The sequence below is a fragment of the Streptomyces sp. WAC04114 genome, assembly GCF_019733245.1.
GTDB lineage: Bacteria > Actinomycetota > Actinomycetes > Streptomycetales > Streptomycetaceae > Streptomyces > Streptomyces massasporeus_A.
On record NZ_JAIGQA010000183.1, the window covers coordinates 1 to 15,794 of the forward strand.

A 15,794-nucleotide genomic window follows, 5' to 3' on the forward strand; every position below is an offset into this window, starting at 1 on the left:
GGGGGTATCTGGGCCGGGGCGGGCTGACGTCGGAGCGGTTCGTGGCGAGCCCGTTCGGGTCGGGTGTGCGGATGTACCGCACGGGTGACCGGGTGCGCTGGAACGCCGAGGGGCAGCTGGAGTACCTGGGGCGTGCGGACGAGCAGGTCAAGGTGCGTGGCTTCCGTATCGAGCCGGGTGAGGTGCAGACGGTCCTCGCCGCGCACCCGCAGGTCGCCCAGGCCGCTGTCGTGACCCGGGAGGACACCCCGGGGGACGTCCGCCTCGTCGGCTACGTCGTCCCGATCGAAGAGACTCCGCAACTCGCGTACGCCTTGCGGGACTTCATGTCCGAGCGGCTGCCCGAATACATGGTGCCCTCGGCTCTGGTCCTCCTCGGTGAGCTGCCGGTGACCCCGAACGGCAAGGTCGACCGCGCGGCCCTGCCCGCCCCTGCCTACGACACTGTCATCGGCCGGGGGCCGTCCAACGCGCGGGAAGAACTGCTGTGCGCGGCATTCGCCGAGATCCTCGAGGTCGACAGCGTCGGCGTGGACGACGACTTCTTCTCCCTCGGAGGCCAGTCGCTGCTGGCGATCAGGCTGGTCGCCCTGCTGCGTGACTGGGGGGTGCCGGTCTCGGTGCGGGCGTTCTTCAAGGACCCCACGCCGGCCGGGCTGGCCGCGGCCGCCTCCGCCCGGTCCGCCCGCGTGCCGGAGAACGCGATTCCCGAGGGCGCCAACGAGATCACCCCCGACATGCTGCCGCTCGTCGAGCTGACGGTCGACGAGATCGCGCGGATCACGGCTCGTGTCGAGGGCGGTGTCGCCAACGTCGCAGACATCTACCCGCTCGCTCCCCTCCAGGACGGACTGCTCTTCCACCACCTCCTGTCCGAGGGTGGAGACGACGTCTACGTCCTCCCCGCCGCGGTGGAGTTCGACTCGCGGGACCTGCTGGACGCCTTCCTCGACGCCCTCCAGCAGGTCGTCGACCGGCACGACATCTACCGGACGGGCATCGTCTGGGAAGGACTCCGTGAGCCGGTGCAGGTGGTGTGGCGCGCGGCCACCCTGCCCGTCCAGGAGGTGGAGCTGGACCCCGAGAGCACCGACCCCGTCGCCGATCTGACGGCGGCCGCCGGTCTGCAGATGGACCTGGGCCGGGCGCCGTTGATGAGCGTGCACTGCGCCGAGATCCCGGGCACGGGCCGTTGGCTGGGTCTCGTCCGTGCCCATCACATCGTCCGAGACCACACGGCACTGGAGATCATCTTCGAGGAGGCACAGGCCTTCCTCACCGGCCGTGGTGCGGAACTTCCCGCGGCCCTGCAGTTCCGTGACTTCGTGGCCCAGGCCCGTGCCAAGGACCGCGCGGAGCACGAGCGGTACTTCGCGGAGTTGCTCGGTGACGTGGTCGAGCCGACCGCGCCGTACGGACTGACGGACGTGCACGGCGACGGCACGCGGGTGCAACGCGAGATCGTCCCCTTCGGACCGACGCTGAGCAAGCGGCTGCGCGAGGTGTCCCGGCAGCTCGGCTCCAGCCCGGCGACCGTGCTGCATGTGGTGTGGTCGCGGGTGCTGGCCGCGGTGTCCGGGCGGGACGACGTGGTGTTCGGCACGGTGTTGTTCGGGCGGATGAACGCCGGTGCGGGTGCCGACCGGGTGCCCGGCCCGTTCATCAACACGCTGCCGGTGCGGGTGCGGACGGACGAGCTGGGGGTGCGGGAGGCGGTGACCGCCCTGCGCGGTCAGCTGGCCGGACTGCTGGAGCACGAACACGCGCCGCTGGCGGTGGCGCAGCAGGCCAGCATGGTGCCCGCCGACATCCCGCTGTTCACCTCGCTCTTCAACTACCGGTACAACGGCAGCGAGGAACTGGGGCACGACTGGCAGGTCGACGGCATCCGCACGGTGTTCGCCCACGACCGCACCAACTACCCCCTCGTCGTCGCGGTGGACGACGACACGGAGCGCATCTCCCTCGCCGTCGACGCGATCGCCCCGATCGACGCGCGCACCGTCGGTGAGATGGTTCGCACCGCCGCGGAAGGCCTCGTCGCCGCTCTGGAGCGGGTGTCGGCCGGCGGCCCCGAGCAGTGCCTGGCCGAGGTGCCCGTGCTCGACGAGCGGGTGGTGCGCCGGGTGCTGGCGCAGGGTTCCGGCCGCACGGCGCCGATGGCCGGAAGCTCGCTGCCGGAGCTGTTCGCGGGGCAGGTGGCGCGGACGCCGGATGCGGTGGCGCTGGTCGCTGACGGCGTCGAGGTGTCGTACGCGGAGCTGGACGCGCGGGCGAATCGTCTGGCCCGGCTGCTGATGTCGCGGGGTGTGGGTCCGGAGTCGTTGGTGGGTGTGTGCCTGGAGCGTGGCGCGGGCCTGATTGTGGCGCTGTTGGCGGTGTTGAAGGCCGGTGGTGCGTATGTGCCGCTGGATCCGGAGTATCCGGCGGGCCGGCTCGGTCTGATGATCGAGGACGCGGCGCCTGTGGTGGTGCTGGCGTCGCGGGCTTCCGCTGCCTCCCTGCCGGGCACTGCGGCCGTGTTGGTGGATGCTGCGGAGACGGTGGCGGAGCTGGCCGGACTGTCGGCTGACATGGTGCCGCTGCACACGTTGCTGCCGGGGCATCCGGCGTATGTGATCTTCACGTCGGGGTCGACGGGGCGGCCCAAGGGTGTGGTGGTGAGTCACCGGGGTGCGGTGAATCTGTGCGAGGAGCACCGTGGGGGTCTGCTGGCGTCTTCGGGCGGTCCGTTGCGGGTGGCGCTGACGACGTCGGTGTCCTTCGATGCGTCCTGGGATCAGCTGGCCGGGTTGTTCCTGGGGCATGAGCTGCATGTCGTGGACGGGGAGACCTGGCGGGACGCGGGCCGGCTGGTGCGGTGGATCGGCGAGCACCGGGTCGACTTCGTCGAGGTCACGCCGTCGTATCTGCAGGTGCTGCTGGACGAGGGACTGCTGGACGGAGACTGGCGTCCGGGGCGGATCGCCTGCGGTGGAGAGGCGGTGCCCGCCGGGATCTGGCAGCGGCTGCGGACCGTCCCGGGCCTGGAGGCGTTCAACCTCTACGGGCCGACGGAGTGCACCGTCGACTCCGTCATCGGCCGGGTCGCGGATGCGGCCGTGCCCGTGATCGGCAGGCCGGTGACGGGCGCCCACGTGTTCGTGCTGGACGGGCGCCTGCGGCCGGTCCCGGCTGGTGTGGTCGGGGAGTTGTACATCGCCGGTTCCGGTGTGGCTCGCGGTTATCTGGGCCGGGCCGGGCTGACGTCGGAGCGGTTCGTGGCGAGCCCGTTCGGGTCGGGTGCGCGGATGTACCGCACGGGTGACCGGGTGCGCTGGAACGCCGAGGGGCAGCTGGAGTACCTCGGCCGCACGGACGAGCAGGTCAAGGTCCGTGGTTTCCGTATCGAGCCGGGCGAGGTGCAGACGGTCCTCGCCGCGCACCCGCAGGTCGCCCGGGCCGCTGTCGTGGCCCGCGAGGACACACCGGGGGACGTGCGTCTCGTCGCCTATGTCGTGCCCCTCGAGGACACACCGCAATTGCCCACGCACATCGAGGAGTTCCTGACGGGCCGACTCCCGGCCCACATGGTGCCGTCCGCCCTGGTTCTCCTCGGTGAACTGCCGTTGCTGCCGAACGGGAAACTGGATCGGCGCGCGCTGCCGGTGCCGTCGTACGAGGCGGGTACCGGACGCGGACCGCTCTCCCCACGGGAGGAGATCCTCTGCGGGGTCTTCGCCGAGGTCCTGGGCCTGCCCCGAGTGCACGTCGACGACGACTTCTTCGCCCTCGGCGGGCACTCGCTGCTCGCGGTACGCCTCATCAGCCGCATCCGGGTGACGATGGGGACCGAGGTGACCCTGCGCACCCTGTTCGAGGCACCGACGGTCGCCTCACTGGCCGCCCGCCTGTCCTCGACCCGTACGCCGAGGGTGCCGCTGGCGCCGGCGGAGCGCCCCGAGCGGGTGCCGCTGTCGTTCGCGCAGCGCCGCCTGTGGTTCATCGGGCAACTGGAGGGGCCCGGCGCCACCTACAACACACCGGTCGCGCTGCGGCTGGAGGGCAAACTGGACCGCGCGGCGCTCGACGCCGCCCTGCGTGACGTGATCGGGCGCCACGAGGTGCTGCGCACGACGTACGCCGCCGTGGACGGCGAGCCGTATCAGAGGATCCTCGATCCGGCCGAACTGAGCTGGGAGCTGACGTACGCCCGGGTCGCCCCGGAGGAACTGGACCGTGCGATCGCCGAGGCGGCCGGCCACGCCTTCGACCTGGCGACCGAGGTACCGCTGCTGGCCTGGCTGTTCGAGACCGGGCCGGACGAGCACGTCCTGGTGGTGGTGCTGCACCACATCGCCGGTGACGGCTGGTCGACGGCCCCGCTGGCCCGGGACGTGTCGCTGGCGTACGAAGCGCGGTGCGCGGGGCGGGCCCCGGGCTGGGAGCCGCTGCCCGTGCAGTACGCCGACTACGCGCTGTGGCAGCGGGAGCTCCTGGGAGCCGAGTCCGACCCGGACAGTGTCATCGCCCGGCAGGTCGGCTACTGGCGAGCCGCCCTCGCGGGCGCGCCGGAGGAACTGGACCTGCCGCTCGACCACATACGGCCGGCTGTGGCCGGTCACCACGGACATCCCGTCGCCGTGGACGTCCCGGCCGAGGTGCACGCCCGGCTCACCGAGGTGGCCCGAGCCGAGGGCGTCACCGTGTTCATGGCGTTGCAGGCGGCGCTGTCGATGCTGCTGTCCCGGCTGGGGGCGGGCACCGACATCCCCATCGGCTCGCCGAACGCGGGACGGACCGACGAGGCCCTGGACGAGCTGGTCGGCTCCTTCGTCAACACCCTTGTGGTGCGGACCGATCTGACGGACAACCCCACCTTCCACGAGGTGCTCGGCCGGGTGCGGGAGACCAGCCTGTCGGCGCTCGAGCACCAGGACGTCCCCTTCGAGCGGCTGGTGGAAGAGCTGGCACCGAGCCGTTCCATGGCCCGGCACGCCCTCTTCCAGGTCATGCTGACCCTGCAGAACACCACCGAGGCGGTGCTGAGCCTGTCCGGGCTGCGGACCTCGGTGGTGCCCACGGGCGTGGCCGTCGCCAAGTTCGACCTCGACGTCATCCTGGGCGAGTCGTTCGCCGCCGACGGCAGCCCCGCGGGTGTGCGCGGCACCGTGACCGCGGCCGCGGATCTGTTCGAGCCGGAGACCGTCACACGGTTCGTCGCACGCCTGACGCAGGCCCTGGACGCCCTGACCGCCGCACCGCACCTGCCGCTGGGCGAGCTCGACGTCCTCGGGGACGACGAGCGGCAGCTGCTGCGGCAGCGGAACGACACCGAGGCACCGGCCGGCCGGTACACCGTGCCGGAGCTGTTCGCGGCCCAGGTGGCGCGCGAACCCGGCGCCGTCGCCGTGGTCGCGGACGGCACGGAGATCTCGTACGCCGAACTCGACGCCCGGGCCGACCGGTTGGCCCGGCTGCTGCGCCGGCGCGGAGTCGGCCCGGAGTCGGTGGTGGCGGTGGCCCTGGAGCGCGGCATCGACCTGATGGTCGCGCTGCTCGCGGTCGGCAAGGCCGGGGGCGCCTACATGCCCCTCGACACCGCCCACCCCGCCGACCGCATCGCCTACATGCTCCGCGACGCCCGGCCCGTCGTGGTCCTCGCCTCGACCGGCACGGCCGAACGGGTCAGGCACGGCGCCACCGACACGCTCGTCCTCGACGCCCCGGAGACCGTGGCGGAACTGGCACGGCAGGGGACGCCCGGCGACGCCGAGCCGCCGGCGGTGCTGCGCCCGGAGCACGGCGCGTACGTGATCTACACCTCGGGCTCCACCGGCCGCCCCAAGGGCGTCCTGGTCTCCCACGCGGGCGTGGCGAGCCTGGTGGCGGGCCAGGTCCGCGAACTGGGCGTCGGTCCCGGTGCCCGGGTCGGCCAGTTCGCCTCGGCCGGTTTCGACACCTTCGGCTGGGAATGGTTCATGGCCCTGCTGTCGGGGGCCGCACTGGTCGTGATCCCGCAGGAGCGGCGCCTCGGCAACGCGCTGCCCGAGTTCCTGACCACCGAGCGGGTCTCCCACGTCACACTGCCGCCCGCCGTGCTCGCCACCCTGGACGAACGCTCCCTGCCCGAGGAGACCGTCCTGGTCGTCGCCGGAGAGGCCTGCCCGCCCGACGTGATGTCCCGCTGGGCCCGCCACCGGACCATGTTCAACTCCTACGGCCCCACCGAGACCACGGTCGACGCGACGCTGTGGCGCTGCGATCCCAGCGCGGCCGAGGTGGCGATCGGAACGCCGGTGGTCAACACCCGCGTGTACGTGCTGGACGAGTACCTGGCACCGGTGCCGACCGGCGTGGCCGGCGAGATCTACGTCGCCGGCGCTGGGCTGGCCCGCGGCTACCTCGGGCAGCCGGGCCTGACCGCCGGGCGGTTCGTGGCCGACCCGTTCGCCGGGGACGGCTCCCGGCTGTACCGGACCGGCGACCGGGCCCGCTGGACCGTCGACGGCAGGCTGGTGTTCACCGGGCGGACCGACGACCAGGTCAAGATCCGCGGGTTCCGCATCGAACCGGGGGAGATCCAGACCGTGCTCACCGGGCACCCGTCGGTGTCCCAGGCTGCCGTCGTCGTGCACGAGGACGAGCAGGGGGAGCGGCGCCTGGCCGCCTACGTCGTCGCCGACGGCACCGCACAGCCCGGCCGGCTGCCCGCGGTGCTGCGGGAGTTCGCGGAAGCGAGGCTGCCGGAGTACATGGTGCCCGCGGCGGTCGTGGTGCTCGACGAGCTGCCCGTCACGGTGAACGGCAAACTCGACCGCGCGGCTCTGCCCGCGCCCGAACAGGCCGTCCGGGACACGGCGGCCGGCCGCGCCCCCGCGGACCCCCGCGAGGAGATCCTGTGCGGTGTCTTCGCCCAGGTCCTCGGAGTGGACCGGGTCGAACCGGACGACGACTTCTTCGCCCTGGGCGGCCACTCGCTGCTCGCGGTGCGGCTGGCCAGCCGCGTGCGGGCCGTGCTCGGCGTGGACCTCGACATCCGGCTCGTCTTCGACGCGCCCACCGTCACCGAACTCGCCGCGCGCCTGGCCGAGGCGGGGGCGGCGCGCACGGTCCTGAGGCGCCGAGAGCGCCCCGAACGGGTGCCGCTGTCGTTCGCCCAGCGGCGCCTGTGGTTCATCGGCCAACTGGAGGGGCCGAGCGCCACCTACCACGTCCCGCTCGCCCTGCACCTGACCGGCAGTCTGGACCGAGGCGCGCTGACCGCCGCGCTGCGCGACGTCATCGGCCGGCACGAGGTGCTGCGCACGATCCTGCCGACGGAGGACGGCGAGCCGTACCAGCACGTCCTGCCGCTCGACGTCCTCGACTGGAGCATGTCCGTCGAGGACGTCGCACCGGACCACCTCGACGACGCCGTCGCCGACACGGTCTCCCAGCCCTTCCACCTCGGCACCGAACTGCCGATCAGGGCCCGGCTGTTCGCCACCGGACCTGACGAACACACCCTGCTGGTCGTCGTCCACCACATCGCCGGCGACGGCTGGTCGTGGCCCCCGCTCGCCCGTGACGTCGCCACCGCCTACGAGGCACGCCTCGCGGGCCGGGCGCCCGAATGGGAGCCACTGCCCGTGCAATACGCGGACTACGCCCTGTGGCAGCGGGAACTGCTCGGCGACGCGGACGACCCCGGCAGCGTGCTCGCGCAGCAGATCGCACACTGGCGCGCGACGCTGGCGGGCGCTCCCGAGGAACTCGCGCTGCCCGTGGACCGGCCCCGCCCGGACACCCCCTCGCACCAGGGCCACCGGGTACCCCTGGACATCCCGGCCGACCTGCACCGGCGGCTCGCCGAACTGGCCCGAGCCGAGGGCGTCACGATGTTCATGGTGCTCCAGGCCGCGCTGGCGGTGCTGCTCTCCCGGCTCGGCGCCGGCACGGACATCCCCATCGGCACCGGCAACGCCGGACGGACCGACGAGGCCCTGGACGACGTGGTCGGCTTCTTCGTCAACACCCTCGTGGTGCGTACGGATCTGGCCGGGGACCCCACGTTCCGGGAGGTGCTCGGCCGGGTGCGCAGGACGGGCCTGGCGGCCCTCGCCCACCAGGACGTGCCGTTCGAGCGGCTGGTGGAGGAGCTGTCCCCGACCCGCTCCCTGACCCGCCACCCCCTCTTCCAGGTCTCCTGCACCATGCAGAACAACGCCCGCGCGGCTCTCGACCTGCCGGGGGTCGAGGCCCGGCCGATGGAGGGGACCGCCACGGCCGCCAAGCTCGACCTCGAGGTGGGCGCCACCGAGACGTTCGACCCGGCGGGCGGACCGGACGGCATGAGCGGCTACGTCGTCGCGGCCGCGGACCTGTTCGACGCGGACTCCGCCGCCCGGTTCGCCCAACGGCTGGTCGTCGTCCTGGAGTTCCTCACGACCGACCCGCGTGCCCGGCTCAGCGCCGTACCGGTGCTCACCGGCGGTGAACGCGAGCGGCTCCTCACCGAGTGGACCGGCACCGGCGGCCAGCTCCCGCCCGCCACGGTCCCCGACCTGTTCGCGGCCATGGCGACCCGTACCCCGGACGCGATCGCCCTCCGCAGCGATGCCGAGGACCTGTCGTACGGCGAACTCGACGCACGGGCCAACGCGCTGGCGCGCCTGCTGATCGGCAAGGGAGTGGGCCCGGAGACCCCGGTCGCGGTGTCCATGGAACGCGGCGTGGACCTGGTCGTGGCCCTGCTGGCGGTCCTCAAGGCAGGCGGTGTGTACCTCCCGGTCGACCCCGGCCACCCCGCCGAGCGCATCTCCTACCTGCTCTCCGACGCGGCCCCGGCGCTCCTGCTCACGACCCGGGCCACGGCCGCCGCACTGCCCGCCGGACCGGCCACCGCGCCACAACTGGCTCTGGACGACATGGGCACCACGGCCCTGCTCCAAGGGCTGCCCGACGGCCCGGTCCAGGACAGCGAACGGGTCGCTCCGCTGCACACGGACAACACCGCCTACGTCATCTACACATCCGGCTCCACGGGCCGGCCCAAGGGCGTGGCGGTGCCGCACGCGGGCGTCGCCGACCTGGTCGCCGCCCAGGCGGAGCGGTTCGCGCTGAACGGCGAAAGCCGGGTCCTGCAGTTCGCGTCGATCGGCTTCGACGGGGCCGCGGCCGAGCTGCTGGTCTCGCTGTGCGCGGGGGCCGGCCTGGTCCTCGCGGACTCCGCGGCGCTGCTGCCCGGCTCCGGCGCCGACAGGGGCCTGGCCGCCGTCGTGACCCGGCACGGAGTGACGCACGCGACCCTGCCGCCCGCGCTGCTCGCGGCCATCGACCCGGCGGACTTCCCCTCCGTGACGACCGTCGTCGCGGCCGGCGAGGCGCTCGGCGCCGAACAGGTGGCCCGCTGGGCACCCGGCCGCCGGTTTGTCAACGCCTACGGGCCGACCGAGACGACGGTCTGCGCCACGATGTCCGAGCCGCTGCGGCCGGGGGACCGGCCCTACATCGGCGCCCCCAATCCCGGCAAGCGGGTCTTCGTCCTGGACGACATGCTCCGCCCGGTGCCCCAGGGCGTGGTCGGCGAGCTGTACGTCGCCGGCACCGGCCTGGCCCGCGGATACGTCGGCCGCGCCGGACTGACCGGTGAACGGTTCCTCGCCTCGCCGTTCACCGGGCCGGGCGAGCGGATGTACCGTACCGGCGACCGGGCGCGGTGGACCGCCGACGGACGGCTGCTGTTCGAGGGCCGCTCCGACGACCAGGTCAAGATCCGCGGCTACCGGATCGAGCCGGGAGAGGTACGCGCGGCCGTGGCCGGGCATCCCGGCGTGGCGCAGGCGGCGGTGGTCGCACGCGAGGAGACCACGGGTGACCGCGTCCTCGTCGCCTACGTCACCCCCGCGGACGGGACCGACACGGCCGCACGCCGCGAACTGCCCACCGCCGTACGGGAGGCGGCGGCGGCCCGGCTGCCCGACTACATGCTGCCGACGGCCGTGGTCGTGCTGGACGAGCTCCCGCTGACCGCCAACGGCAAGCTCGACCGGCAGGCCCTGCCCGCCCCGGACCACGGGGCCGCCGCGGGGACGGGCCGCGGGCCCGCCGACCGCAGGGAAGAGCTGCTGTGCGAGGTGTTCGCAGCGGTACTCGGCCTCGAAAGCGTCAGCGTGGACGACGACTTCTTCGAGCTGGGCGGCCATTCGCTGCTCGCCGCCGATCTCGTGACCCGGATCCGGGCCGCGCTGGACGTCGACATCGAGGTCCGCATGGTGTTCAACAGCCCGACGGTGGCCGGGCTGGCCGGACAGCTCGGCGACCGGAAATCGACACGGCCGGCCCTGCGGCCGATGCGCGACCGGGGCGCCTCCTCCCGCTGACCCGGCTCCGGCCCCCCGACCCCCCACAGACCCGGCCGTCGCACCCGTCCCTCCACGGGTGCGGCGGCCGGTGCCGTCGGAGCACCGTTCAACCGCCGCACCGACGCAGTTGAACGCCCGTCATCCGGGGCCAATTCGGGCACGAAGGCGAAACGTTGATCACCCCGCGGGCGTGAGCCATAGTGGGGACACCGGTTCTACAGATTCGCCATGCGTAAGAAATAGCGGGGGACGGAAGCTCAGTCATGTCTTCTTGACCGCATTCATGAACCCACGGGCGGAAGCCGGGAATTCCGCCCTCGCCCCTTCCGGCGGAGGAATTCCGCTGGCCCACCCGAACAACTGTGGACCAGCGCCGATGGCAGTCCGGAAGGCCTTTGAATTCCGACGGCCGTTACTGCCGCACGCCTTCGTTCACTCACCCGCGCTCTCTTTTGCGGGAGCAGAGCGGGATGGACGGCACACAACAGTCAGCCAAGGCCGGCGTCGCGGCCGGGACGTACGCAGGAAGGGTCCTCATGATTCCCTTGTCATTCGCACAGCGCCGGTTGTGGTTCATCGGCCAGCTGGAGGGGCCGAGCGCGACCTACAACGTCCCCATGGTGCTGCGGCTGACGGGCCGAGTGGACCAGGACGCGCTGGACGCGGCACTGCGCGACGTCCTGGACCGCCATGAGGCGCTGCGCACCCTCTTCGCGGTGGCCGACGGGGAGCCCTACCAGCACATCATCGAGACCGCCGACCTCGACTGGCGGCTGGAGACGGCGGACGTCCCCGCTTCCGCCGGACCGGCCGGGCTCACCGCCCGGATCGAGGACGCCCTCGGCCACGCCTTCGACCTGGCCACCGAACTCCCCATACGCGCCTGGCTGTTCACCGCCGGCCCGGAGGAGCACGTCCTGGTCGTGGTCATGCACCACATCGCCGGCGACGGCTGGTCGACGGCCCCGCTGGCCCGGGACGTATCGCGTGCGTACGCGGCCCGGTGCGCGGGACGGGCCCCCGGCTGGGAGCCGCTGCCCGTGCAGTACGCGGACTACGCCCTCTGGCAGCGCGAGCTGCTCGGCGACGAGACCGACCCCGACAGCGTGATCTCCCGCCAGCTCGACCACTGGCGACACACGCTGGCCGACGCCCCCGAGGAACTGCAGCTCCCCGCCGACCGGCCGCGCCCGGCGGTCCCCTCCTACGACGGCCACAGCATCCCGCTGGACATCCCGGCCGAGGTGCACGCCCGGCTGGCCGCACTCGCCCGCACCGAGGGCGTCAGCACCTTCATGGTCCTGCAGGCAGCGCTCGCGGTACTGCTGTCCCGGCTCGGCGCCGGCACCGACATCCCCGTCGGCGCAGCGGTGGCCGGGCGCACCGACGAAGGCCTGCGCGACCTCGTCGGCTTCTTCGTCAACACCCTCGTCCTGCGCACCGACCTGTCGGGCGACCCCACCTTCCACGACGTCCTCGCACAGGTCCGGGAGACCAGCCTGTCGGCGTTCGAGCACCAGGACGTGCCCTTCGAGAAGCTCGTCGAGGAACTCGCCCCCTCCCGCTCGCTCTCCCGCCACCCCCTGTTCCAGGTCATGCTCACGGTGCAGAACACCGCCCAGGCCGCCCTGGACCTGCCCGGGCTGCGCATTGAGGCCGTTCGCGCCGGCGCCGCCACCGCCAAGTTCGACCTCGACGTCACCGTCAGCGAGACCTTCGGCCCCGACGGCGCACCCGGCGGCCTGACCGGTGAGATCGTCGCCTCCGCCGACCTGTTCGAGCCGGCCGGCGCCCAGCGTTTCGCGCGCCGCTTCGGCCGCGTCCTGGACCTCCTCGTCACCGACCCCCGGCTGCGGCCGAGCACCCTGGACATCCTGGACGCCGACGAGCGCCGCCTGATCCTCGACGACTGGAACGACACCGCGGTCGATGTGCCGCCCGCGACCGTCCCGGAACTGATCACCGCCCAGGCGGCACGAACCCCGGACGCCGTGGCCGTGGCCGCGGACGGGACCCAGCTGACGTACGCCGAACTCGACGCGCACACCGACCGGCTGGCCCGCCTCCTGGTGGACCGGGGCGTACGTCCCGAGTCCGTGGTCGGAGTGTGCCTGGAACGCGGTGCCGACGCCGTGATCGCCGTGCTCGGCGTGCTCAAGGCCGGCGGCGCCTACCTGACCATCGACCCGCAGTACCCGGCCGACCGGATCGCCTACATGGTCGAGGACGCCGCGCCGGACCTGGTGCTCACGACCACACGGACCCGGGCCCTCACGCCCCCCACCGGCACGCCCCTCGTCGTCCTCGACGACCCCGCGACACGCGCGGAGCTCGACGCCCTCCCCGCCGGCCCCCTGGGCGACGACGAGCGCGCACCCGTGCTGCCCGCACACCCCGCGTACGTCATCTACACCTCGGGTTCCACCGGCCGCCCCAAGGGGGTCGTCCTGACCCACGAGGGCTTCGCCAACACCACCGAGGCCCTGGCCCGGCGCTACCCCACCAAGGTGGGACCGGGCTCCCGCGTCCTCCAGTTCGCCTCCATCGGCTTCGACATGTACTGCTCCGAGCTGGCCCTCGCCCTGCCCGCCGGAGCCACCCTCGTCGTCGTCCCGGCGGAGCACCGGCTGGGCGCCGACCTCGCGGCCTTCATCACCGCGAACGGCGTGACCCACGCCGCGTTCCCGCCCGCCGTCCTCGCCGGGCTGGAGGACGCGGCGCTCCCGGCCGGGGTCGTCATCGACGCCGGTGGTGAGGCGCTCGCCCCCGAACTGGTCAACCGCTGGGCCGCCGGCCGGGAGATGTTCAACTCCTACGGCCCCACCGAGACCACCGTCGACGCCGCGGTGTGGCAGTGCCGCCCCGGCGTCCACGAGGTCCCCATCGGCACACCCATCGCCAACACCCGCACCTACGTCCTCGACGCGAGCCTGGCACCCGTGCCGGCCGGAGTGGCCGGCGAACTCTACGTGTCCGGCACCGGCCTGGCCCGCGGCTACCTCGGACGGGCCGCACTGTCCGCCGAACGCTTCGTCGCCGACCCCTTCGGCCCCGCCGGCTCGCGCATGTACCGCACCGGCGACCGCGTCCGCTGGGACGCCGAGGGCCGGCTCGTCTTCGCCGGCCGCCTGGACGACCAGGTCAAGATCCGCGGCTTCCGCATCGAGCCCGGCGAGGTCCAGTCCGTCATCGCCACGCACCCCCAGGTGGCCCAGGCCGCCGTCGTCGCCCGCGCCGACCTGCCCGGCGACCTGCGGCTCGTGGCCTACGTGGTCGCCACCGACTCGGACACCGACGACCTGCCCGCCCGGATCCGCGAGCTGGCCGCACGCCGGCTGCCCGACTACATGGTGCCCGCCGCGGTCGTCGTACTCGACACGCTCCCCCTGACCGCGAACGGCAAGGTCGACCGCAAGGCACTGCCCGCACCCGACCTGACCGCGACCGCGGGCACCGGCCGGGGCCCCGCCGACGCCCGCGAAGAGATCCTGTGCCAGGCCTTCGCAGAGGTGCTGGGCGTCGACAACGTCGGTGTCGACGACAGCTTCTTCGCCCTGGGCGGCCACTCACTGCTCGCCGTACGGCTCGTGGAACGTCTGCGCGCACGTGGCGTCACCGTCTCCGTCCGCGCTCTGTTCGAAGCCCCCACCCCGGCCGGCCTCGCCCGCGCCGGCGGCACGGCACAGGTGCAGGTCTCCCCGAACCTGATCCCCGCGGGAACCCCGGAGATCACGCCGGAGATGCTGCCGCTGGTGGACCTGACGGCGGATGAGATCGCCCGGGTCGTGGAATCGGTCGAGGGCGGCGCGCCGAACGTGGCCGACGTCTACCCCCTCGCCCCCCTCCAGGAGGGCATGCTCTTCCACAATCTGCTCGCCCACGACGGCCACGACGCCTACATGCTGCCGATGGTGCTGGAGTTCGACTCCCGCGACCGGCTCGACGGCTTCCTGACCGCGCTGCAGCAGGTGGTGGACCGCCACGACACCCTGCGCACGTCCATCGTCTGGGAAGGGCTGCGCGAACCCGTCCAGGTCGTCCGCCGTCACGCCCCCCTCCACCTGGAGGACGTCACCCTCGCCCCCGGCGGCGACGCGATCGACCAACTGCTGGCGGTCGGCGGACAGACCATGGACCTCGGCAGGGCCCCGCTCATCGGCTTGCACGCCGCCCCGGAACCGGGCAGCGGACGATGGCTGCTCCTGCTGCGCATCCACCACATCATCCAGGACCACCAGACCAAGGAGATCCTCCTCTCCGAAGTGGAGGCGTTCCTCGCCGGCCGCGGCGCCGAACTCGCCGAACCCCTGCCCTTCCGCAACTTCGTCGCCCAGGCCCGGGCCCGGCTGGCCGAGGGCAGACACGAGGAGTACTTCGCCGAGGTCCTGGGCGACGTCACCGAGCCGACCACCCCGTACGGCCTGCTCGACGTCCGCGGCGACGGCGCCGACGTACGACACGCCGAGTGCCCCCTCCCGACGGAGCTGACCCGCCGCCTCCGCGACGTCGCCCGCCGCCTCCAGACCAGCCCCGCCACCGTCATGCACGTCGGCTGGTCCCGGGTGCTGGCGGCCGTGAGCGGCCAGGACGACGTGGTCTTCGGCACCGTCCTGTTCGGCCGGATGAACTCCGGCGCCGGTGCCGACCGCGTGGCCGGCCTCTACATGAACACGCTGCCCGTACGGGCCCGCGTCGGCGAGACCGACGTCATCGAGGCGGTGTCGGCGATGCGCGGCCAGCTGGCCGCGTTGCTGGAGCACGAGCACGCGCCGTTGGCGGTGGCGCAGCGGGCCAGTGGAGTACCGGCCGACCAACCCCTGTTCACCTCGTTCTTCAACTACCGCCACAACAATGTCGCCAGCTCGAACGCCAGCCGTGGCACGGAGACGGACGGCATTCGCACGGTCTTCGTCCATGACCGCACCAACTACCCCCTCTCCGGCGCCGTCAACGACAACGGCGACGACCTCGGCCTTGCCATTGACGCGGTGTCGTCCATCGACGCGGAATCGGTGGTCGGTCTGTGGCTGACGGCCACGGAGGCGCTGGTGAGTGCGCTGGAGGGTGCGCTGAGCGGGGGACCGGATCTGCCGCTCGTCGATGTCGACGTGCTGGGTGTGGATGAGCGTCGGCGGGTGTTGGTGGAGTGGAACGACACCGAGGCTGAGGCGGCTGTGTTGGTGCCGGAGGCGTTCGCGGTGCAGGTGGCGCGGACGCCTGAGGCGGTGGCGGTGGTCGATGGGGATGTCGAGGTGTCGTTCGCCGAGTTGGACGCCGCGGCGAACCGTCTTGCGCACTATCTGCTGGCGCAGGGGATGGGTGCTGAGTCGGTGGTGGGTCTTGCGCTTCCTCGTGGTGCGGAGATGGTGACCGCGGTTCTGGCGGTGTGGAAGGCGGGGGCTGCTTACGTTCCGATCGATGTGTCGTATCCGGTGGAGCGGATCGCGTTTGTGATGCGGGACAGCGGTG

At 72.7% G+C, this 15,794-nt stretch carries 2 protein-coding genes; both read left to right on the forward strand.

Annotation, left to right across the window (positions count from 1 at the left end; translation table 11 throughout):
• The first annotated feature begins 8 nt into the window (after window positions 1-8).
• Window positions 9-10,343, forward strand: coding sequence for a non-ribosomal peptide synthetase (locus K4G64_RS32490; RefSeq protein WP_260461285.1), 10,335 nt, complete (start codon window positions 9-11; stop codon window positions 10,341-10,343).
• A 518-nt stretch (window positions 10,344-10,861) separates the two neighbouring features.
• A partial coding sequence (locus K4G64_RS32495) for a non-ribosomal peptide synthetase (RefSeq protein WP_221759515.1) occupies window positions 10,862-15,794 on the forward strand: 4,933 nt, incomplete at its 3' end.